A 21,881-nucleotide genomic window follows, 5' to 3' on the forward strand; every position below is an offset into this window, starting at 1 on the left:
AGTGATCAGACCCAGGCGCGGCGCAGGCCCTCCAGCACCTTGCCCTCGGTCGACAGCAGCCCCGCCCGCAGGTCGAAGCGCGGCGTCGCGGAGAACATCAGCCACAGGTACTTCAGGTTCTCCGCGAACCAGTAGCCGGGGGTCAGGTCCTCGGGGACGGGCACCGCCGCGGTCACGTCGCGAATGACGCTGTAGCCGCCCTCGACCCGCTGCCTGCCGCGCATGCCGGTGAACCAGCGGTAGGCACAGCTGCGGTAGTGGTCGTCGCCGGTCAGCCGCCACAGGTCGAACGCCGAGTTGGCGTACTCGGGCCGCAGCTGTCCGGAGCGGTCGACGGCCGCGAGGGTGGTGAAGTCCACCACCTCCGGCAGCACGCCGTACCGGTCGAGCACGGCGGTCCACGCGTCGAAGTGCGCGGCGCCCCGACGCAGGTCGCCGCCCTTGGCCAGCAGCCCGGCGTAGAACGCGCCCAGTTCCCCGGCCCGGTTCCCCCCGGTGGGCCGGCCGGTGCGGAAGTCGACCGGGCGGAACCAGAGCCTGCCGCCGCTCACGACGGCCTGCCGCCGCACGATCGCGTCCGTCAACTGCCGGTACCAGTCGGTCAGTCGGGAGTCGCCGAGGAAGGACCCGCCGACCTGGAGGTACTCGTAGAAGGAGTCGACCGGGGCGTTGGGCGCGGCGGCCGCACAGCCGACCCAGCGTCCGGACTCGACATGGAGCGAGGTGCCCAGCAGCCCCAGCGCGCTGCGCCGCGCCAGCACCGCGCGATAGGCCCGCAGGCTGGCGTCGTAGTAGCGGGCGTCGCCGGTGAGCCGGCTGAGCAACCCGAACTCCAAGGCGTTGCTGCCGATCTCGGCGAGCGTCGAGACGGCGCCGCGGACCGCGCCGGTGCGCAGGTTGACGTGGGTGTACGGCATCCCGGTCGGCGAGTGGGCGAACGCGGGCAGCAGCCGGTCCGCCAACTGCCGCGCCCGGTCCAGCAACGCCGGGCGGCCGGTGGCGAGATGCCCGGACAGCAGCCCGCCGACGAGCCGGATCACGGCCTCGAAGACCTGGACGGACGCGTCCTGGACGGGGTCGAGGTGCCGCTCGATCCACTCGCAGCAGCGGGTGACCTCCGCGTCCTCCCCCATCAGGTAGAGCGTGTCGAGGGCCTCGACGATGGAGAGGCCGAAGGTGTGCCCGGGTGCGAAGAAGTCGTGCCGCCTGCGGCTGACCGGCCGCACCTCGTCGTATCCCCAGGCCGCGGCGACGTACCCACGCCACCCGTGCAGGAACTCGTCCCGCACCTGCTGCGCGATCAGCGCGTCCTGCGACACCGCCGGCTCCGAAGGACCGGCCGCCCCCACCACGAGCGTGGCCGCCGCGACCCCGCCCGCCCCCGCGGTGAGCACGCTCCGCCGCGTCGGACGGGCGACGGGACCGAGACGGGAGAGGAAGCGGCTCATCCCACCAGTGGGACATCCTGCCCACTTGTCACATCATCAGCACGCCCTGCCGGTCACCCGTTCGTGTGCCCCCGGTCCGCCGATCGGCACCGGTCCAGGGGCGGGCACGGACGACGCGCACCCCCGGCCGGAGCAGGACCGTCACCGCCACGGGTGGCCCGGGCCTGGCAGCGGCCACGACGGCGCCTGAGTCCTCGGAGTCCGACCGGTGTGCTCAGACCGCCTGCGGGACGCGCTCGGCGAGGAAGTCCTCCCAGGTGCGGGTGCCGAGGAGCGCGCCGTCGAGAGTGAGGTTGTCGCCGGCGCGGTAGGCGCGGCCGACCTTGCCGGGGACGCGGAGCGGAAGGGTCGGGCGGTGCTTGCCGCAGGCGCTGAGGTAGCCCCGGGTCAGGTCGTCGAGACCGTAGACGCGGGGGCCGGCGATGTCGGGGACCAGACCGGCCGGGGCCGACAGGGTCAGTTCGGCGAGGCGGGCGGCGACGTCCCTGGCGTCGACCGGCTGCCACCGCAGGCCGCCCGGCGCGGGCAGGACAGGAAGCCGCGCCATCGAGGCGGCGACCTTCAGGGCCAGGTCGTGGAACTGGGCGGCGCGCAGCACGGAGCAGGGGATGCCCGATCCGGTGACGGCCCGCTCCGCGGCCAGCTTCATCCTGAACCAGGCCAGCGGCACCCGGTCGACGCCGATCACGGAGATGTGCACCAGGTGCCGCACGTCCGCGCGCCGGGCCGCGGCGACCAGGTTGTCGGTGGCCGCCTCGTCGCCCTTCGGGCCGCCCGCCAGGTGCAGCACGGTGTCGACGTCGGCGAGCGCCGCGTCGAGGCCCCCTCCGGTGGCGAGGTCGACGGCGACGAAGTCGACGCCGTCCTCCGCCGCGTGCGCGTGCCGGCTCAGCACCCGGACCTCGCGGCCCGCCTCCCGCAGTCGCGGTACCACCAGCCGTCCCAGCGTGCCGGTGCCGCCGGTGACCAGGATCGGTGACGTCGTCATCATGACTCCCTCGTGACTCCGATATCGGGAGGCCTTCTCCCGTCGGCGTCCGTTAGTTTTCGTGGACCTGCAGCGTTGACCCCGGGCGAAGAAGGAACGTGACACGGTGGACGAGATCGATTTCCTGAGCCTCGGGTTCGAGGAACACCGGCCGCATCTGCGGGCCGTCGCCTACCGGATGCTGGGCTCCCTCAGCGAGGCCGACGACGCCGTCCAGGACGCCTGGCTGCGGCTCGACCGCGCCTCGGCGGACCCGGAGGGCGAGCCGATCGAGAACCTCGGCGGCTGGCTGACCACGGTGGTGGCCCGGCTGTGCCTGAACCGGCTGCGCTCGCGCGAGCACCGGGCGGAGGATCCGCTGGACGCACGACCGGTCGAGCCGGTCGTCCGGCGGGAGGACGGCGGCGACCCCGAGCAGGAGGCGCTGCTGGCCGACGCGGTCGGGCTGGCGATGCTGGTCGTCCTGGACCGGCTCTCCCCCGCCGAACGGTTCGCCTTCGTGCTGCACGACATGTTCGCGGTCCCCTTCGAGGAGATCAGCGTGATGATGGAGCGCACCCCCGAGGCGACCCGCCAACTGGCCAGCCGGGCCCGCCGCCGCGTCAAGGGCGCGACGACGGCGCCTGCGGCGGATCTCGACCGGCGGCGCGTGGTGGTGGACGCCTATCTGACCGCCTCCAGGGGCGGGGACTTCGACGCGCTGGTCGCCCTGCTCGATCCGGACGTGGTGCTGCGTGCGGACCCCGCGGTCGGCCCCACCCCGACGCCGATCAGGCTCAGCGGCGCGCAGGTGGTGGCGAAGGCGGCACTGGCCTCGGTCGACCGGGCCAGGACCACGCAGGCTGCGCTGGTCGACGGCACGGTCGGCCTGGTCATGGCGCCGCTCGGCCGCCTCACCGTGGTGCTGGTCTTCACCGTCGCCGCGGACGGGGCGATCACGGAGATCGAGGTGATCGCCGAGCCTGAACGGCTGCGGGCACTGGAGATCGCCGTCCTGTAGGCGGCCCGGCGCACACGACGGCCCCGGCCGGAAGGGCGGGTTCTAACGATCCCCGCAACACTCTGAAGTTCAGGGAGTTGCGGGGATCGTGGATTTTGAGGACTTGAGGGCGCGGTTCTTCGAGGCGTTGGACCGGGAGAACGGCAGCGTTGCGGGGGCTGCTCGGGCGGTTGGGGTGAATCGCTTTACGGCGGCTGCCTGGGCGCGGAAGGCCGGCGTCCGTGGCCGCGGGAAGACAGGCACGAGTGGGCATCCGGGTCGGGCGGAGTACGAGCGGCTGCGTGCGGCCGGAGTCCGGCGCCGTGAGGCCGCCGCGCAGGCTGGCGTCCATGAGCGCACTGCTGACGACTGGGACCGTGGCATCCGGCAGATCGGTCACTCGCGCTTGCATCCTGACGGGCGCCGGATCGACTACAAGACCGGTGTGACCACCATTGTTGCCGCCTCGTCGCAGCCGTCTGCTGCTGCGGTCGAGGCCGCGCTGCACCCCAGGTTCCTCACGGTGACCGAGCGGGAGCTGATTGCCGATCTGCACCGTGAAGGCCGGTCGCTGCGCGCGATCGGGCGGGCACTGGGTCGACCGGCCTCCACGATCAAGCGGGAGGTCGACACCAGGTCGGTCGACGGCGTCTACCGGCCGCACCGGGCCCAGCGGGCATGGGCCGGGAGCAGGTCACGCCCCAAGGGCTCCAAGCTCGCCCTGGACGGCCCACTGCGCCGGTTCGTCGCGGACAAGCTGCAGGAACGGTGGTCGCCCGAGCAGATCTGCCACGCTCTGGTCATCGAGTTCCCCGACGACGAGGGCATGCGCGTGAGTCCGGAGACGATCTACCAGGCGATCTACGTCCAGGCCCGTGGCGGACTGCGCCGCGAAGTCGCGGCCGCGTTGCGCACCGGGCGCACCCGCCGCAAGCCGCACCGCAGCCCGGACCAGCGCACGTCCAGGTTCGTCGACGAGATGGTGATGATCTCCGAGCGTCCTGCCGAGGTCGCCGACCGGGCGGTTCCCGGCCACTGGGAAGGCGATCTGATCGTCGGTCCCCGCAGTGAGAGCGCGATCGTCACTTTGGTCGAGCGCTCCACCCGCTACGTCATGTTGGGGCATCTGCCCGGCGGGCACACCGCCGGGGAGGTCCGCGATGTGCTGGTGCCCTTGATCCAGGCCCTGCCCGGGCACCTGCGCGGCTCGCTTACCTGGGACCAGGGCTGCGAGATGGCCGCGCACAAGCAGTTCACCGTGGCCACCGGAGTGCCGGTCTACTTCTGTGACCCACACTCGCCTTGGCAGCGCGGATCGAACGAGAACACAAACGGCCTGCTGCGGCAGTACTTCCCGAAAGGCACCGACCTGTCCGTGCACAGCGCCGAAGACCTCGAACACGTCGCCCAGCAACTCAACGGCCGGCCACGCAAAACGCTCGACTGGAAAACCCCAGCCGAGCGCCTGCGTGATCTACTGACGACCACGTAGACCGTCAGGTGTTGCGAGGACCCCAAGAATCCGCCAAGAAGACGCCCGGGGCTGTCGTGTGTCGACGACCGACATCGGACGCCCGCGACCTGCTTCCTGCTCTCGGACGCGGCCTCCTACGTCACCGGCGCCGAACTCGCCGTCGACGGCGGCTGGACCACCGGACCGACCGTCAGGTACGTGATGGGCCAGTAGCCGCCCCGGGGGCGGGGCTTCGGGCGCGCGATCCACGGGTGAACGCGCTTGAGGTCACAGCTCGGTAACGCCTCGTCAGTTCCGATTCTCAATGCCATTGTACATATCACATGCTATGCACCATGAAAAAAGTCATCGCACTCCTCTCCGCCGCCGCGGCTTTCACCGCCGTCGGCGCCGTGGTCCCCGGCGTCGCCCCCGCCTCCGCCGTACCGAGGACCACGGCCGGGGAGCAGGCGACCCCCGAGCTGAACGACACCGGTCAGGGCACGCTCGACTGGCAGTCCTGCAACGACCCCACCACGCCCACCCTGCAGTGCGCGATGCTCGAGGTGCCGCTCGACTACGCGCATCCCCACGGCACGAAGATCAAGATCAAGGTGGACCGGCTGCCCGCCACCGCGCCGAAGGCGCAGCAGCAGGGGCCGATCCTGCTGAACCCCGGCGGCCCCGGCGACTCCGGTCTGTGGATGCCCGCCTACATCGCGGGCGCGATCCCCAAGGACGTGGCCGCCACCTACGACTGGATCGGCTTCGACCCGCGCGGAACCAACGCCAGTGAGCCGCACGTCACCTGCGACGCGCACTTCTTCGACGGCGAGCGGCCCGACTACCAGGTCAGTCAGGGCACCTCGCAGGCCTGGCTGGAGAAGTCGGCGCGCTACGCCGCCGACTGCGCGGCGAACTGGAGCTGGTTCCTGCCGCACATGACCACCGTGGACAACGCGCGCGACCTGGACAGCATCCGTCGCGCGCTGGGCGTCAAGAAGATCAACTTCTACGGTGGCTCGTGGGGCACCTCACTGGGCTCGACGTACGGCCAGCTCTTCCCCTCGCACGTGCGCCGGATGGTGCTCGACAGCATCGTCGGCCCGAGCATCAGCTGGTACGACCACAACATCCTCCAGGACAAGGAGCACCAGCGCCGTTTCGACGCCTTCGCCGCCTGGACCGCGAAGGCCGACTCCGTCTACCACCTCGGCACCGACGCGGCCGACGTGGAGAAGGCCTACTACCAGGTCGAGGCCGACCTGCGGACGCACCCGGTGGACGCCTCCCCCGCGCCGGGCAAGATCGGCCCGGCCGAGTTCGAGGACACCTTCTACGGCGGCGGCTACAACTTCCTGCGCTGGCCCCGGATGGCGACCGTGCTGTCGGCCTACCTCACCAAGCACGACACCAGCGCACTGAACATCGCGTACAACCGCTACGCCGCGCCCGGCGCGGACGACGGCACCTTCCCCGCCTACAACGCGGTCCAGTGCACCGAGAACAGCTGGCCACGGGACTGGGAGTTCTGGAAGAAGGACCAGGCGAAGGTCGACGCCGTCGCGCCGTTCTACACGTACAACAACATGTGGTTCAACACCGCGTGCATGTTCTGGCCCTACCAGGGTGACCAGAAGGGCCGGCTGAAGATCACCGGCAAGGGCCTGCCGCCGGTGCTCCTGTTCCAGGCGACGGAGGACGCGGCCACCCCGTTCCAGGGCGGCCTGGCGATGCAGAAGGCGCTGCCGGGCTCCAAGCTGGTGGTCCAGGAGGGCGGCAGCTTCCACGAGATCCTGTTCCACGGCGACGCCTGCCTGGACGACACCTTCACCGCCTACCTGCGCGACGGCAGCCTCCCCACCGGCACCGGACCGATCGCCAAGACCTGCGCCCCCGAGGCAGACCCGGCCCCGGTCTACGTGACCCCGCCGCCGGCGACCGCCAAGTCGGCCGCCACCGCCGCGAGGCCGCTCGCCGCGACGGACCCCGAGGCGATCCACGGCCGGCTGTAGCCGGACGGACGAGGCCGCCACCCGTCGACTGCCGGGCCGGTAGAGTGCGGGCGACCACCGAGCACGGAACCAGGGGGAGCCGTGGGGCTTTTCGACGCACCGGCCGAGTCGCCGCCCGGCGAGGACGAACTGGGGCCGCGGCCACCGCGGTCACGGCGCGGGCTCTGGTGGCAGTTCTGGTTCCAGTGGACCTATCTGCTGGTCGGCTCCGTCCTCATCCTCGCCGTCGCGGGGCTGCTGCTGTGGCTCGCCGCCCTCGGCGGGGACGTCGGCGGCGTCGGTGGCGGCGGCGGTTCCGGATCACAGAACCGGATCGGCGGCTCGGTCCTCCTGACCCGTCGTCAGTACCTGCTCGAACGCGACGGCGGACCTGACGCCTGGGCCGCCCGCGTGCAGGAGGCCCTCCGCCTGGGCACCCAGCGGGCGGACAGGCGGAGGGCCGAGCAGGAGCGGAGACGGGCGAAGGCGCTCGCCAAGGGCGGGACGCCGCCCCCGCTCGGCCCGGACCGGCTCCAGCTGACCCTGCCGGTCCACCGGGGCGCGGGCCTCGGCGTGGTCGCCGACCTGGCCGCGGCGTTCGGCTGGGAGCTGGACTGGAAGCCGACCCGGACCGCCCGCCTGGAGACCGCCCATCTGGTGCGGCGGTCTCCAGGCGGGGCCGAGGCGGAACCGGTCAGGGGTAACTGACCAGATCCGCCACGCTGTGGCCGGAGTTGGACGGGCCGCCGACTCCGTTCACGATGCTGCTGATCGTGCCGGTCCCGCCCAGCGAAACCGTCACCATGTCGTGCAGCGAGACGCCGGAGGTGCTGGGCACCTCGATGGCGTGGTCGGCCACGACCGACGAGTTGACGTTGAAGTAGCAGTAGACGCCGAGCCCCCAGGCCTGGTGGCTGGTCACGCCCGCGGCGACCTTGTAGGCCGCGTAGCCGCGGGTGCTGCCGTTCATCCAGCTCGACTGGTTCGGCGGGTCGTAGGGCAGCTCGTTCTGCAGGAAGTAGGTCCGGCCGCCGTTGCCGTTCCACAGCACCGCGTACTGCTGGTAGTGCTCGGCCGCCAGCCCGTACATGGTGACGTTCGCGCCGTTGACGACCAGGCCGTTCTGGGCGGTGTTGCTGGTCCAGCCGACGCCGCTGCCGTGGTCGGCGCGCCACAGCCACAGGTCGTCGCCGATGGTGTTGTTGCTGTTGACCTGGACGCTGACGGTCGCCTTGCCGACGGCCGCGCCGCCGACGCGGGCGAAGACGTCCGAGAGGACGGTCGGGTCGGCGGAGTGGTCCGCGCTCGCGCCGGTCGGGCCCACCTGCAGCAGCACCGGGGAGTTGGCAGTGCCGGCGTCGAAGAGCAGCCCGGCGATGCGGACGCCGTTCACGTCGGCGGTCGACATCGCGGTGACGCCGTTGTCGGCCTCCAGCGTGGCGAGCCCCAGGCCGAGCACGACCGTGTCGGCGCGGGTCACCCTGATGGTGTCGGTGAGGTGGTAGACGCCGGGGGTGAACAGCAGATTCTGCCCGGCGGCCAGGGCCGCGTTGATGGTGGCGGCGCTGTCGCCCGGTTTGGCGATGTAGAACTGGCTGATCGGCAGTGAGGTCCCGGCCGTCTGTCCGCCGGACCAGGTGACGCCCTGGCTGTTGGTCCGGTCCCCGGGGACGAAGACCTGGTAGGCGCCGGAGCCGTCGACGTAGAGGTAGGGCTTCTCCGCGATGACCGGCGTCTGCCCGACGGTGGTGTAGGGCGGGTTCGGGAAGCTGGTCGTGGGGGCGTTGGTGTCGCCCACGAAGACCATGTTCCAGTTGGAGCCGGTCCAGCTCCCCCACTTGTCGTTGCGGGACAGCCACTGCTGCTGGCTGCCGGAGTCGACCTGGCCGTCCACCAGCGAGTCGCCGAGGAACCCGCCGCTGGACCAGCCGCCGTTGTCGTCCAGCACCATGTTCCCGGCCACGTGCACCCGGCGCATCGGCGAGGCCTGCGACACGGCCCACTTCACCGTGCCGCTGGACGGCGTGTCGGTGAGGTTCTCCACGGAGCGCCAGAAGTTCTGGGTGGCGTTGCCGCCGTCCCACTGCGCGTCCGCGTTCACCCCGCCGCCGTTGATCGTGACGTCGCCGGGGTTCTGCCCCAGACCGGCCACCTGCGTGTAGTAGCCGACGGGCACGTTCACGTCGTACGAGCCGGGCTTGAACAGCAGGGCGTAGCGCTGCCCGCCGAACTGGTTGGTCTGCTGCTGGTTGTAGACCGCGTCGATCTGGCTCTGGATCGTCGCGGCCGACATCGAAGGATCGAAGACCCGCACGTTGGGCCCGAGGTCGGGAGTGCCGGGCGGCGGGGTGACGCCCCCGACCGGGTTGAGCGTGAACGACTGGGCGGCGGTCCCGTTGCAGCTGTACTGCTGGAGCTGGACGCTGTCCGCGGTGGAGGCGGAGGGGGTGTCCAGGCACTTGCCGCTGTAGCGGTTGACGAAGTGGTAGGTGCCGCCGGACTCCGCGACCGGCAGCCACTGCTGGTTGCTGCCGCCGCCGTAGGCCCACAGCTGGATCGGCGAGCTGTCGGCGGCGGAGACGTTGCTGTCGTCCCAGACCTGGCCACTGCTGTTGGCGGTGCCGACCTGGAAGTAGCCGCCGCTGGTGGCGGTGAGGACCCACTGCTGGGCGGTGGTGCCGTTGCAGCTGTACTGCTGGACGGCAGTGCCGTTGGCCGTGGCCGCGGCGCGGGCGTCGACGCACTTGCCGCTGTTGAGGTTGGTGACGGTGTAGCTCGTGCCCGAGGTCACCGCGGTGGCCGCGTCGGCGACGGCGGCTCCGGCGAGCAGCGGGGACAGGGCGCCCGCCAGGAGCAGCGCGGTGGTCAGGCAGGTGGCGGCGGCCGCTCGGCGGGGCGTCGGTCGTCGGGTGCGCATGGTCTGGGTCCTTCCTGGTGCGTGGTGGTCATGGGGCCGTCGACACGCCGGCCGGCGAGCCGCGTCGGAGGACGGGGCGGCACCGGCCGGCGGCTGGCGGGCGGTGTCAGCTGGGCAGCGACCACTTCTGGTTGGCGCTGCCGGCGCAGGACCAGATCTGCAGCCGGGTGCCGTTCGCCGAGCTCGGACCCGTGGCGTCCAGGCACTTGCCGGAGTTCGGGTTGAGCAGGCTGCCGTCCGCGCGGGCCTGCCAGACCTGCGCGCCGGTCCCGTTGCAGTCGTACAGCTGCACCTGGGTGCCGTTGGCGGTGCCCGCGGCGGTGACGTCCATGCACTTGCCGAGCGCCTGCAGGCTGCCGTTGGCGGCGACCGTCCAGCTCTGCGCGTTGGTGCCGTTGCAGTCGTAGAGCTGCACGGCGGTGCCGTTGGCGCTGTTCGCGCCGGCCACGTCCACGCACTTGCCGCCGTAGCCGGTGATCTGCCCGGTCGGGCTGCCGGTGCCGCCGCCACCGCCGGTGAGCGCGTTGAAGGTGCTCGCGAACTGGTAGGGGCTCTGCGAGGTGCCGCTGCAGGTGTCGGAGAGCGTGCCGTTGCTCGAGCAGGCCTTGTCGCGGCCGAGCGACCAGTAGGCCAGCTCCTGGATACCGTTGGCGGCGGCGAAGTTCTCCAGGGCCGAGGCGTTCCCGGTGGAGAAGACCTCGTTGGTGGAGTCGTTCACGCCGATCATCGGCGTGTTGCCCTCCATCGCCCACAACTGCGCCGAGCTCTTGGTGGTCCAGATCTGGCCGAGCTGGCCGTGCAGGGCGGTGGCCGCGTTGATCGCCGCCTGGCCCATGTCCTCGTTCGGGCCGTAGTCCATGGTCATGATGTTGACCAGGTTGACGTTGAGGTTGTGGCTCTTGGCGTTGTTCAGCAGGCTGAGCGAGTCGGAGAGCAGGCCGGTGGGGTCGACCGGGAGCGTGTAGTCGACCGACAGCGTCTTCCCCGCGGCCGCGTACTGCTGCTGGAGGTTGGCGAGCGCCTGGTTGCGGCGGTCGTTGGCCGCGGTGTCGTCCAGGGCGGCGCCCTCGACGTCCAGGTCGATCCTGGTCAGGTTCAGCGTGTCGATCACGCTCTTGTACGCGCTCTGCAGGCTGCTGACGCTGGTGCAGGCCTGGGCCAGCTCGGTGCCGGACGCGCCGCCGAAGGAGGCGATGACGTCGCCGCCCGAGGCGCGCAGGCTGTTGATCGCGCCGGTCCAGCCCGCGTCGGAGACGGAGGTGTCCCCGTTGAAGGTCGGACTGCAGCCGCCGCTGTTGCTGTTGATGACGAAGGCCAGCGTGTAGTACTTCAGCCCGGTCGCGTTCTGGGCCGTCGCCATGGCGGAGGGCGAGTTCCAGGTCTCGATGTAGGGGGCCGCGTAGTGGGCGGGGAAACCGGGTCCGGGATTGGCGGCCGCCTGAGCCGGTCCGGCGGCGGCGAACAGGCCCGCCACCGACAGCGGCAGGGCGAGCGCGGGGGCGAGGTGCTTGGTGACGCGCATACGGGTCTCCTCCGACCGACCGTGTGTGGGGGAGGACGGTCGGCCAGCACCGGAGTCAATAGGCGGACATGTCAGTACGTCAATAGGCCAGACAGGAAAGCTTCCTAACACTTCATGTCGTCAACTCTCAGATTCGCACATCCGACAGGTCTGGCCTGCGCGTTCACAAGGCGGCGAGAGAGAGCGCTCTCAGAGGAATTCGGGGCACTTTCGTCTTCGATGCTTGAACGAGGTGACGGGTCAGGACGGCGCGCCGATCTCCACGACCCGCGCCCAGGACGGCGGGGCGTCCGGGCGGTAGTCGGGGTCGTTCTCGTTCGCCTTCCTGCTCCGCGGGAAGAGACCCACCACCGTGCGGCAGGAGGGCCGCGCCTTCGGCCACGGGGTCTGACCGTCCGTCAGTACCACGATCACGTCCGGCCCGGGCCGGGCCCGCAGCGCGGCGTCGAAACCGGTGCGCAGGTCGGTCCCGCCGCCACCGAGCAGCGCGATGCCCTCGGCCCGGCACAGCGGCTGCACCGACTGCGCGGCCGCGTCGCACGACACGACGGTGACCAGGTCCTTCCTGCCCCCGACGGCCCGCGTGATCGCGGCGACCTCCAGCAGCGCGCTGCCCAGCTCCGTGTCGCTGACCGAGCCGGAGGTGTCCACCACCACGAAGACGCGTGGCGGCCTTCGCCGCAGCGCCGGCAGCACGACACCGGGCAGGCTCGCCGATCGGCGCGCGGGTCGCCCGTAGCTGTAGTCGTCGCCCGCCCCGCCGCCGCAGACCGCCGAGCGGATCGCCCCGCCGAGCAGCTCCCGCCAGGGCTGCGGCGGGTGGAAGGCCTCCTCGGCCCAGCGCTCCCAGCCCTTCGGGGCCTCCCCCGGACGCCCGTTGATGCCCTGGGCGACCCGGAACCTGACCGCGTCCCGCTCCTGTGCGCTCAGGCCGTGCGCGCCCTCGGGTCCCAGCTCCCAGCCGCGCTCCAGGCCGTCCGCTCCACTGCCGCAGTCCAGCCAGGCGTACTCCTCGGTGCGGGGGCCGAGCCGGAACCAGCGGAGGTACTCCTCCATCAGCTTCCCTGAAGGCAACCCCAGTCGCACGGGGTCCACCGCGCCCTCCGGCCTGGCGAGACCGTCGCCGAAGGCGTCGTCGTTGATCTCGCAGTCCGCCGCGATGTTCATCCGCAGCCGCTCGGCCCGGCCGGTCAGGCCGTGCTCACGCGCGTAGCGGTCACCGCGTCCGTGGTGGTCGCGCAGCAGGTGCGAGACCTCGTGGACCCAGACCCCGGCCAGTTCCTCGACGGGCGTCCGGTCCACGAAGGCCGACGAGGCGTAGCAGCGCCAGTACCGGTCCACGGCCATGGTCGGCACCTGGCGCGACTCCACCAGGTGCAGCGCGAACAGCGCCGTGGCGAGGTAGGGCCTGGCGCGCACCGCCTGCATCCGGGCGGCGAAGAGCTTCTCGCGGTCCAGCTGGGCCCGCTCCGGTCGCCCCGGGGCCGTCATCGGCCCGCCCCGGACCCGGCCGCGGCCAGCCGGGCCGCCGCGCGGTCCGCCCGGCCGGAGATCGTGACCACGCCGGTGAGCCGTTCGACGGCGGCGGGCACCTCCCAGTCCTCACGGCGCAGCGAGGCCAGCGTCATGGCCGGGACGACCACCAGGTCGGGTGCGCCCGTCTCCACCGCGCGGACCAGCAACGTCCATGCCGCGTCCCAGCGTTCGCGCTCCGGGCGGCTGCGGACCGCGGCGACGACGGCGTCGAGCACGGACTGCCGCAGGTCCCCGCGCTCCGGCAGCGCGGCCCCCGCCGGGTCCGCGAGCAGGTCCTCGGGGTCCGGCAGGTCCATCCGGTCCAGGCTCGCCAGCAGTTCGAGGCCCGGGCCGTCCCCGACGGTCCCGCGGACCAGCAGCGAGAGGACGTCCCTCGACGCGCCCGCCGCCGTGGCGAAAGCGATCAGTTGCAAGGTCATCTCCCAGCTCCGTGGCGAGGGCCAGGGCCCGCCGCGGCGCGCCTCGCTGCTGGGCAGCCGGTGCACCAGGGCGGGCCTGGCGGTGAGCAGTCCGCAGACGGCACGGCGGGCGAAGGCCACCGCCTCCCCGAGCTGTTCGGGATCCAGACGCGGCAGCGTCGCGCGCGGCCAGGTGCCGCCGAGGCCGCGGACCACCACCTCGTGGTCGTGGACCCACTGCAGGTGGACGAAGCGGTTGGCCAGCGGCGGGCTCAGCTCCCAGCCGTCGGCGGCCGAGGAGCGCGGGTTGGCGGCCGCCACGATCCTGACGCCGGGCGGCAGTCGCAGCGCGCCGATGCGTCGCTCCAGCACCAGGCGGAGCAGGGCGGCCTGGACGGCGGGCGGCGCGGTGGACAGCTCGTCCAGGAAGAGCAGGCCGCGCCCGGCCCGCACCAGGCGCACCGCCCAGTCCGGCGGGGCCATCGGCACGCCCTGACGGGCGGGGTCGTCGCCGACGACCGGGAGCCCGGAGAAGTCGGACGGCTCGTGGACGCTGGCGATCACCGTGGTGAGCGGCAGGTCGAGGGCGTCGGCGAGCTGCGTCAGCGCCGCGGTCTTGCCGATCCCCGGCTCGCCCCAGAGCAGCACGGGCAGGTCTGCGGCGACGGCGAGGGTGAGGGCTTCGAGTTGACTGTCGGGACGCGGCTCGGTGCCGGTCTCCCGCAGCAGGGTCAGCAGCCGGTCGGCGACGTCGAGTTGGGCGGTGGGCGCGGGGGCGGTCAGCGACTTCTCGGTCATGTGGCATCACCTTGGGGTTCGTCGGGGTGTTCGGGACGGGTGTGTGGGGGCCGGCGCCGGCCGGTCTCCCCGCCCGGCGTCGAAGGCGTCCGTGGCCTGCGGTCGGCCTGCGGCGGCCGGGAGTGGGGTCCGCGGGCATGACGGGGCGGCTCCGGACCGGCGTTCCTCGGCCGGTCGGCTCAGCGGGAGTGCCTGCGCCTGCGGCGCGGGCGGTGTCCGGTCGGACGAGCGGTGTCCGGCGGGGGTGCGGGGGCCGGCTCGAAGAGGCCCGCCCGGAAGAGACCGTGCTCGATCCGGCCCCGGACGGCGTCCTCCAACTCGTCCCGCAGGTCGCCGTTGCGGACGGCGGCATCCGGGCCGAGCAGGTCTTCGACCATGGCCAGGGCGCCGGGGAGGTCCCCGTGGTCGAGCCGTTCGCGGACGCCGGGGAGGCAGTCGGGGCGGCGGTGCGCCCGGTCGACGGCCTGGAGGCAGGGCAGCGGGGTGCCGCTGAGCGCGGCGAGCAGTTCCTCGCGGCGGATCTCCTCCGGCGTGTGGTCGAGTGGGGCGAGCGCCCCGTCGACCAGCCCGATGCGGTGCCGCGCTCCCCGGCATTCGACGATGCGCGGATCCCAGGGCCGGTCCGACGGCCGGGGGGCCGAGGCGGCGGCGGGCCGGCCGGGGGCGAGGGCGGCGGCGACCAGCGGGTGCAGCCGGTCGGCGTCGATCGCTCCGGCGCGCAGCAGAGCGAGGTCGGGCGGCACCCAGGTCGCCGCGTCGGGCAGGAGCGGCACGGCGGAGGTCCTGCCGACGCTGCCGGTCGCCGGGGCGATCCGCAGCCCTGGCGACCCGTCAGGTCCCGTGCCGGTCAGCTCGAGCAGCAGCCGCTGACGCCGGTCCAGGCGCGCCACGGCCAGGCCCGAGGGCCGGCCCTCGGCGCGGAGCAGGATCGCCGTCTCCTCCGCCCAGCGGTCCACGGCGTACGGCCCCGCCGGTACCGGGTCCGGCGCGGGCGGCCGGTCGGCGCCGGAGCGGTGGCGCAGTTCGTGGGCCCGCTCGGCGTCCCAGAGGTGCCGATGCAGGTCGAGGCGGAAGCGCGGGCTCGGTCGCGGGTGCGGGTGCCAGGACCGGTGCCGGTCCTCACGCTCGCCGTGCCACAGCGCGAGGCTGACGCGCTGCCCGGTCTCCGCCCCGGCCGGCGGCGTCCGGGCCACCAACCGCACCGGGCCGTAGCGGGCCAGGGCGATCGTCAGGCCCGGGCGCAGCAGTCCGTCCGGGGCGATCCGCGGCAGGTGCCAGCGCAGCAGCTCGGGTGCGAGGCGGCGCAGGTCGGCCCGGAGGGCGGCGGCGACATCCGTGCCGTGGTCACGGGCGACCGCCCGGAGGCGGAAGTCGACGTCGACGCCCGCGGCGGCGCAGGCCCCGCCCCAGTCGCCGGCGAGGCGGCGGGCGGTCGCGGTTTCGATCATGGAGGCCGGCACGGCGAACTCGCGCACGCGCGGCCAGTAGGAGGCGCAGGAGGGGGCGGAATCCCGGTTCGCGATCGGTGTGAGCATCAGCACTCACCTTGCGCGGACGGGACCCCCATTCTGATCAGCGGGTGAGTCGTCATCGCCGCGGAGCATAGCCTCCGGCCGCCGCCGGGCGCCAGGGACTTCTGCGGATCGGCCGCGCGGGAGGGGTGGAACACCACCCCCCTTAAAGTTGCATCGCAGATGCATGTTAATTTGAGCAGGCAAGCCAGTCCCCGTCACTCAGGAAGTGCGGCATGCTCAGCGAGACCTCGACCACCACCGTTCGCGCCACCCTGCCGGTCGTCGGCGCGGCGATCGGCGACATCACCGACCTCTTCTACAAGAGGCTCTTCGCCGCCCACCCGGAACTGCTGCGGGACCTGTTCAACCGCGGCAACCAGGCGGCCGGCACCCAGCGCCAGGCCCTGGCCGGCTCGATCGCCGCGTTCGCCACCCACCTGGTCGAGCAGCCCGACACCCGCCCGGACGCCATGCTGCTGCGCATCGCGCACAAGCACGCCTCGCTCGGCGTCTCCCCGGCGCAGTACCAGGTGGTGCACGAGCACCTGTTCGCCGCGATCGTCGAGGTGCTCGGCGAGGCCGTCACCCCCGAGGTGGCGCAGGCGTGGGACGAGGTCTACTGGCTGATGGCCAACGCCCTGATCGCCGTCGAGGCCCGCCTCTACGAGGAGCAGGGCTGCCTGGCCGGCGGCACCTGGCGGGAGTGGGAGGTGGTGGGCCGCGCCGAGGAGACCGCCGACGTGGCCTCGTTCCTGCTGCGCCCGCTCGACGGCTCCGCGCCGCGGCCGTTCCGAGGCGGGCAGTACGTGTCCGTCCAGGTCGAACTCCCGGACGGGGCCCGGCAGATACGCCAGTACAGCCTGTCCGGCGCACCCGACGCGACGGTGCGCCAGATCGGCGTCAAGCGCGAGCGCGGCGTCGACGCGGGCCCGGCCGGCGAGGTCTCCAACCACCTGCACGACCACGTCGGGGTCGGCGACCGGCTGCTGGTCTCCGCTCCCTTCGGCGACCTCGTCCTCGGCGCGGACGCGCCCGCGGAGGCGCAGCGCCCGGTCCTGCTCGCCTCGGCCGGGATCGGCGTCACCCCGATGCTGTCGATGCTGCACGAGCTGAACGCCAGGAACCACCGGGCGCCCGTCGTGGTCGTCCATGCCGACCGCTCCCGCGCCGCGCACGCGCTGCGCGCCGACCAGAGCACGCTGACCGCCAAGCTCGCGGCGGGCCGCACCCACTACTGGTACGAGGAGAGCACCCCGGCCCAGGAGACCGAGGAGGCCTTCGGCGAGGAGCGCCGCGGCTTCGCCGACCTGACGGGGATCGACGTCCCCGAGGGCGCCGTCGCCTACCTGTGCGGCCCGCTCCCCTTCATGCGCGCGATGCGCGGCCAGCTGCTCGCCCTGGGCGTCCCGGCCGCCGACATCCACTACGAGGTCTTCGGCCCCGACCTCTGGCTCGGCGCGGCCTGATCCGCCGGCCCCGACGGCCTGCTGCTGATCGCCAGGAGCAGCGGGCCGGTCGGCGCCGCCACCGTCTCCATGACCGACACCCCGTCCAGCGAGGCGTAGAACGCCTCCTGCGCGGTGCGCAGCGCGCCGCGCAGCCGGCAGGCGGAGTTGAGCGGGCAGGCCTGGTTCTCCCCCACGCAGTCCGCGAGATCGCCGGAGCCCTCGAAGGTCCGCACCACCGCGCCGACGGACGCCGCGCGTCCCGCGACCGTCAGCACCAGCCCGCCGCCGCGCCCGCGCCTGGCCTCCACCAGCCCCAGATGCTGCAGCCTGGCCACGACCTTGGCCATGTGCGTGTACGCCGCGTCCAGCGCGTCCGCCACCTCGCGCGTGGTGGGCGACTCCGGCGCGTCCGCCGGAACGACCGCCAGGCGCATCAGCAGCCGCAGGGCCAGATCCGTGGACTTCATCAGGTGCATGCCCTCGAGCCTAGCTCGGGCCGTGGCTGAATATGCACCCCCGGCGCAACTATTTCCCGGGCCGGGACGGAGCGCCGCGCCGCTCGGCCGTTCGCGCCTCCCTCGGTGTGCGCGCTAACAATCGGATGATCCCGACACCGTCTCCACAGAGTCGTAATGCAACCGAAACCCCACAAGCCGTTGCCCGTCTCAGATGTGAGCGTTAACAATCCTCTTCAACACCCATGGCTCCAGCACGCGTCAGCGCACAGCAAGGAGAACCACATGCGATTCCGGAGACTGGCGACGGCGACCGCCTCGGCGGCCCTGGCCCTCCTCCTCGCCGCCTGCGGCAGCAGCACCAAGACCGTCGACGCGGCTTCGGCGCACTCGGCGGGCTCGAACGCCGGCGCACTGGTGGGCGTCACCATGCCCACCAAGTCCTCGGAGCGGTGGATCCACGACGGCGACAACCTCAGGTCCGCGCTGCAGAAGCTCGGCTACAAGGTCGACCTGCAGTACGCGGAGAACGACATCCCGACCCAGGTCAACCAGATCGAGGACCAGATCACCAAGGGCGCGAAGCTGCTGATCATCGCCTCGATCGACGGCACCGCGATCACCACCCAGCTGCAGGAAGCGGCCGACAAGCACATTCCGGTCATCGCCTACGACCGGCTGATCAGGAACAGCCCCAACGTCAGCTACTACGCCACCTTCGACAACTACAAGGTCGGCGTCGAGCAGGCCACCGAGCTGCTGGTCGGTCTCGGTCTGAAGAAGGAGGACGGCTCCGCGGGGCCGGCCAAGGGGCCGTTCGACGTCGAGCTGTTCGCCGGCTCGCCGGACGACAACAACGCCACCTTCTTCTACAACGGCGCGATGGCGACGCTCAAGCCGTACATCGACGCGAAGACGCTGGTCGTCAGGAGCGGCGAGACCGACTTCAAGACCGTCGCGATCCTGCGCTGGGACCCGGCCACCGCGCAGAAGCGCATGGAGGACCTGATCACCAAGACGTACTCGTCCGGCGCCAAGGTGCAGGGCGTGCTCTCCCCCTACGACGGCCTGTCCATCGGCATCCTCTCCGCGCTCAAGAGCGCCGGCTACGGCACCGCCGGCCAGCCCTACCCCGTGGTCACCGGGCAGGACGCGGAGCTCGCCTCGGTCAAGTCCATCATCGCGGGCGAGCAGTACTCCACGGTCTACAAGGACACCCGCCAACTCGCCGCCGTCACCGCCCAGATGGCGGACGCCGTGCTCAAGGGCGGCACGCCGCAGGTGAACAACACCACCGACTACAACAACGGCGTCAAGGTCGTGCCCTCCTTCCTGCTCCAGCCGGTGGCGGTCTACAAGGACAACTACCAGCAGACGCTGGTCGCCACCGGTTACTACACGGCGGCCCAGCTGCAGTAGTCCCGCGACTCCGCCGCCGGCGCCCGTACCGCGCCGGCGGCGGGCCTTCGGGCCCCGAGGCCGCAGAGCCGGGGCCGAACCGAACAGAAGGTGCAGCCAGATGACCGACGTCATCCTCGAGATGCGTGACATCACCAAGGCGTTCCCCGGCGTCAAAGCCCTGCAGCAGGTCAACCTCTCGGTCCGCCGCGGTGAGATCCACGCGATCTGCGGCGAGAACGGCGCGGGCAAGTCGACCCTGATGAAGGTCCTTTCCGGGGTCCACCCGCACGGCAGCTACGAGGGCGAGATCACCTTCGACGGGCAGCCCTGCCGCTTCGCCGGGATCAGGGACAGCGAGCAGCAGGGCATCGTGATCATCCATCAGGAACTGGCCCTGTGCCCGCAGCTGTCGATCGCCGAGAACATCTTCCTCGGCAACGAGCGGGCCTCCCGCGGCCTGATCGACTGGAACCGGACCAACCACGAGGCGGCCCGGCTGCTGGAGCGGGTCGGGCTGCGGGAGAGCCCGGTGACCCGGGTGCTCGACATCGGGGTCGGCAAGCAGCAGCTGGTGGAGATCGCCAAGGCGCTGTCCAAGGAGGTGAAGCTGCTGATCCTGGACGAGCCGACCGCCGCGCTCAACGACGAGGACTCGTCCCACCTGCTCGACCTGCTGCGCGGACTGCGCGAGTCCGGTATCACCTGCGTGATCATCTCGCACAAGCTCAACGAGATCGCCGCGGTCGCCGACTCCACCACGATCATCAGGGACGGCCGCACGATCGAGACCCTCGACATGCACCGGGACGAGGTGACCGAGGGCCGCATCATCGCCGGGATGGTCGGCCGCGACCTGGAGCACCGCTTCCCGCCGCGGACGCCGCGGATCGGCGAGGAGGTGCTGCGGATCGAGGACTGGACGGTGCACAGTCCGACGCAGCACGGGCGGGTGGTCGTCTCGGGCGTGAACCTGACGCTGCGCCAGGGCGAGATCGTCGGCCTGGCGGGCCTGATGGGCGCCGGCCGGACCGAGCTGGCCATGAGCGTCTTCGGCCGGTCCTACGGGGTCGACATCATCGGACGGCTGGTCAAGGACGGCCGGCCGATCCAGGCGCGGACGGTACGGGAGGCGATCCGCCACGGCCTCGCCTACGCCACCGAGGACCGCAAGCGGTACGGCCTGAACCTGGTCGAGGACATCCAGCGCAACGTGTCGGCGGCGGGGCTGCGCAAGCTGGCACGCCGCGGCTGGGTGGACGAGCACCGGGAGCGCGACGTCGCCGACGGGTTCCGGCTGAGCATGAACATCAGGGCTCCCTCGGTGCGGAGCGTGACCGGGAAGCTGAGCGGCGGCAACCAGCAGAAGGTCGTGCTCTCCAAGTGGATCTACACGGATCCCGACGTGCTGATCCTCGACGAGCCGACCCGCGGCATCGACGTCGGGGCCAAGTACGAGATCTACACCCTCATCAACCGGCTCGCCGACGAGGGCAGGGCGGTGCTGGTGATCTCCTCCGAGCTCCCCGAGCTGCTCGGCCTCTGCGACCGGATCTACGCCCTCGCCGAAGGCCGGATCACCGGCGAGGTGGACCGGGCCGAGGCGACCCAGGAGCGCCTGATGCACTACATGACCATGGGACAGGAGCACGCGCGATGAGCGATGTCGCACCCGAGGCCGCCACCGGCCTCGCCACCGCGCCGGACCCGGCGCCCGCCCCGGCGCCCCGTACCGGCCCGCTGACGCGGCTGCGGCTGCCGGTCAACCTCCGGCAGAGTGGCATCTACATCGCGTTCGCTCTGATCGTGGCGCTGTTCTCGGTGCTGACCGACGGTCAGCTGCTGCAGCCGGAGAACATCTCCAACATCATCGTGCAGAACTCCTACATCCTGATCCTGTCGATCGGGATGATCCTGGTCATCATCGCCGGTCATATCGACCTCTCCGCCGGTTCAGTGGTCGCGGTGACCGGGGCGCTGTCGGCGGTGCTGATGGTCGACCATCATGTGCCGTGGCCGCTGGCCGTGCTGCTCACGCTGCTGGCGGGCGGGCTGATCGGGGCCTGGCAGGGCTACTGGGTGGCGTACTTCGGGATTCCCGCCTTCATCGTCACCCTGGCCGGGATGCTGGTGTTCCGCGCGCTCACCATGACGGTCCTGGGCGACCAGGGCATCGGCCCGTTCCCCGACGGCGTGCGGACCCTGTCGAACGGCTTCACCGGCGGGATCCTGGGCAACATCGGCCTGGGCCCGCTGGGCGGCGCGGACCTGTTCAGTCTGCTGGTCGGCCTGGTGGCGATCGCCGGACTGGCCACGACGCAGTGGCGCACCCGGCGGGCCAGGATCGGCTACGGGCAGGACGTCGAGCCGATCGCGCTGTTCGCGGCGCGGATCGCGGCGGCCTCGTTCGTGATCATGGCCGTGGTGGTGCAGCTGGCCAGGTTCAGGAACCTGCCGTGGGTGCTGGTGCTGCTGGCGGTCCTGGTGCTGGGCTACTCCCTGGTCAGCAGCCGGGCGGTGTTCGGCCGCCAGATCTACGCCATCGGCGGCAACCTCCAGGCGGCCACGCTGTCCGGGATCAAGGTCAAGTCGGTGACCTTCTGGATCTTCGTCAACATGGGGGTGCTGGCCGCGCTGGCGGGCGTCATCTTCGCCGGGCGGCTGAACCAGGCGGGCCCGACCGCGGGCAACTCCTTCGAACTGGACGCCATCGCGGCGGCGTTCATCGGCGGCGCGGCGGTCCAGGGCGGTGTCGGCAAGGTCGTCGGCGCGATCACCGGCGGCCTGATCATGGGCGTGATCAACAACGGCATGTCGCTGGTCGGCGCGCCGAGCGAGCGCGTGATGCTGGTCAAGGGCCTGGTCCTGCTCGCGGCCGTCGCCTTCGACGTCTGGACCAAGCGCCGCTCGGGAGCGGGCGCCCGCTGAGCCGCGCCGGCGCAGGTCCCCGTCCGCCGCCGTGGACGGGGACCTGCGCCGTGTCTGACGTGAAATCAACTGTCGTGCGCACGGGGGTCGGCCCTGATTGCCCCA

The 21,881-nt window shown here is 71.9% G+C and carries 16 protein-coding genes and 1 pseudogene; 9 read left to right on the forward strand and 8 right to left on the reverse strand.

Annotation, left to right across the window (positions count from 1 at the left end):
* Nucleotides 1–5: 5 nt before the first annotated feature.
* Both BS83_RS25810 and BS83_RS25815 read right to left on the reverse strand, forming a co-directional pair.
* The gene (locus BS83_RS25810; protein WP_051943939.1) at nt 6–1,448 is read right to left on the reverse strand and encodes a glycoside hydrolase family 47 protein; all 1,443 of its coding nucleotides are present in this window, start codon (nt 1,446–1,448) and stop codon (nt 6–8) included.
* A gap of 214 nt (nt 1,449–1,662) precedes the next feature.
* Entirely contained in the window at nt 1,663–2,436 is a 774-nt protein-coding gene (locus BS83_RS25815; RefSeq protein WP_037609857.1) for an SDR family oxidoreductase, read from the reverse strand.
* Nucleotides 2,437–2,542: 106 nt separating this feature from the next.
* On the opposite strand from BS83_RS25815, the gene BS83_RS25820 reads away from it, so the two are divergent.
* The 5 genes and pseudogenes from BS83_RS25820 (at nt 2,543) to BS83_RS25835 (ending at nt 7,570) form a co-directional block, all read left to right on the forward strand.
* Nucleotides 2,543–3,436 carry a sigma-70 family RNA polymerase sigma factor gene (locus BS83_RS25820; RefSeq protein ID WP_037605941.1) on the forward strand — a complete coding sequence of 298 codons (894 nt, stop codon included), beginning with the start codon at nt 2,543–2,545 and terminating at the stop codon, nt 3,434–3,436.
* 277 nt (nt 3,437–3,713) lie between these two features.
* Nucleotides 3,714–4,907, forward strand: coding sequence for an IS30 family transposase (locus BS83_RS25825; RefSeq protein ID WP_157597567.1), 1,194 nt, complete (start codon nt 3,714–3,716; stop codon nt 4,905–4,907).
* Nucleotides 4,908–4,991: 84 nt separating this feature from the next.
* Nucleotides 4,992–5,102: pseudogene (locus tag BS83_RS45695) on the forward strand (SDR family oxidoreductase); the annotation flags it as partial.
* A 122-nt stretch (nt 5,103–5,224) separates the two neighbouring features.
* On the forward strand, nt 5,225–6,883 hold the full coding sequence (locus BS83_RS25830; protein ID WP_063774231.1) for an alpha/beta hydrolase: 1,659 nt from the start codon (nt 5,225–5,227) through the stop codon (nt 6,881–6,883).
* A gap of 81 nt (nt 6,884–6,964) precedes the next feature.
* A complete protein-coding gene (locus BS83_RS25835; protein WP_037605943.1) occupies nt 6,965–7,570 on the forward strand; it encodes a hypothetical protein in 606 nt (201 codons plus the stop codon).
* Here the strand turns inward: BS83_RS25835 and BS83_RS25840 are convergent.
* From BS83_RS25840 to BS83_RS25860, 5 genes are all read right to left on the reverse strand, one after another.
* Entirely contained in the window at nt 7,557–9,779 is a 2,223-nt protein-coding gene (locus BS83_RS25840) for an RICIN domain-containing protein (RefSeq protein ID WP_037605944.1), read from the reverse strand. The genes BS83_RS25835 and BS83_RS25840 overlap by 14 nt on opposite strands.
* 106 nt (nt 9,780–9,885) lie before the next feature.
* Complete coding sequence (locus BS83_RS25845; RefSeq protein WP_051943942.1) at nt 9,886–11,301, reverse strand: chitinase; 1,416 nt, start codon at nt 11,299–11,301, stop codon at nt 9,886–9,888.
* A 240-nt stretch (nt 11,302–11,541) separates the two neighbouring features.
* Nucleotides 11,542–12,792, reverse strand: coding sequence for a vWA domain-containing protein (locus tag BS83_RS25850; RefSeq protein ID WP_037605945.1), 1,251 nt, complete (start codon nt 12,790–12,792; stop codon nt 11,542–11,544).
* Nucleotides 12,789–14,033 carry an AAA family ATPase gene (locus BS83_RS25855; RefSeq protein WP_037605946.1) on the reverse strand — a complete coding sequence of 415 codons (1,245 nt, stop codon included), beginning with the start codon at nt 14,031–14,033 and terminating at the stop codon, nt 12,789–12,791. The genes BS83_RS25850 and BS83_RS25855 overlap by 4 nt, the downstream gene beginning before the upstream one ends.
* A 179-nt stretch (nt 14,034–14,212) precedes the next feature.
* Nucleotides 14,213–15,568 carry a serine/threonine-protein kinase gene (locus BS83_RS25860; RefSeq protein ID WP_037605947.1) on the reverse strand — a complete coding sequence of 452 codons (1,356 nt, stop codon included), beginning with the start codon at nt 15,566–15,568 and terminating at the stop codon, nt 14,213–14,215.
* Nucleotides 15,569–15,780: 212 nt separating this feature from the next.
* On the opposite strand from BS83_RS25860, the gene BS83_RS25865 reads away from it, so the two are divergent.
* Entirely contained in the window at nt 15,781–17,013 is a 1,233-nt protein-coding gene (locus BS83_RS25865) for a globin domain-containing protein (protein WP_037605948.1), read from the forward strand.
* Here BS83_RS25865 and BS83_RS25870 read toward each other — a convergent pair.
* Complete coding sequence (locus BS83_RS25870; RefSeq protein WP_037605949.1) at nt 16,971–17,471, reverse strand: RrF2 family transcriptional regulator; 501 nt, start codon at nt 17,469–17,471, stop codon at nt 16,971–16,973. The two genes, BS83_RS25865 and BS83_RS25870, sit on opposite strands and share 43 nt — an antisense overlap.
* Before the next feature lie 264 nt (nt 17,472–17,735).
* On the opposite strand from BS83_RS25870, the gene chvE reads away from it, so the two are divergent.
* The 3 genes from chvE (at nt 17,736) to mmsB (ending at nt 21,776) form a co-directional block, all read left to right on the forward strand.
* Nucleotides 17,736–18,869, forward strand: a complete 1,134-nt coding sequence (gene chvE, locus BS83_RS25875; protein ID WP_037605950.1) for a multiple monosaccharide ABC transporter substrate-binding protein — start codon at nt 17,736–17,738, stop codon at nt 18,867–18,869.
* 100 nt (nt 18,870–18,969) lie between these two features.
* Nucleotides 18,970–20,508: a multiple monosaccharide ABC transporter ATP-binding protein gene (gene mmsA / locus BS83_RS25880; protein ID WP_037605951.1), complete on the forward strand. Its 1,539-nt coding sequence runs from the start codon at nt 18,970–18,972 to the stop codon at nt 20,506–20,508.
* The gene (gene mmsB, locus BS83_RS25885; protein ID WP_037605952.1) at nt 20,505–21,776 is read left to right on the forward strand and encodes a multiple monosaccharide ABC transporter permease; all 1,272 of its coding nucleotides are present in this window, start codon (nt 20,505–20,507) and stop codon (nt 21,774–21,776) included. Before mmsA ends, mmsB begins: the two co-directional genes overlap by 4 nt.
* The last annotated feature ends 105 nt before the right edge of the window (nt 21,777–21,881 follow it).

The organism is Streptacidiphilus rugosus AM-16 (assembly GCF_000744655.1).
In the GTDB taxonomy this organism is placed as follows: Bacteria; Actinomycetota; Actinomycetes; order Streptomycetales; family Streptomycetaceae; genus Streptacidiphilus; species Streptacidiphilus rugosus.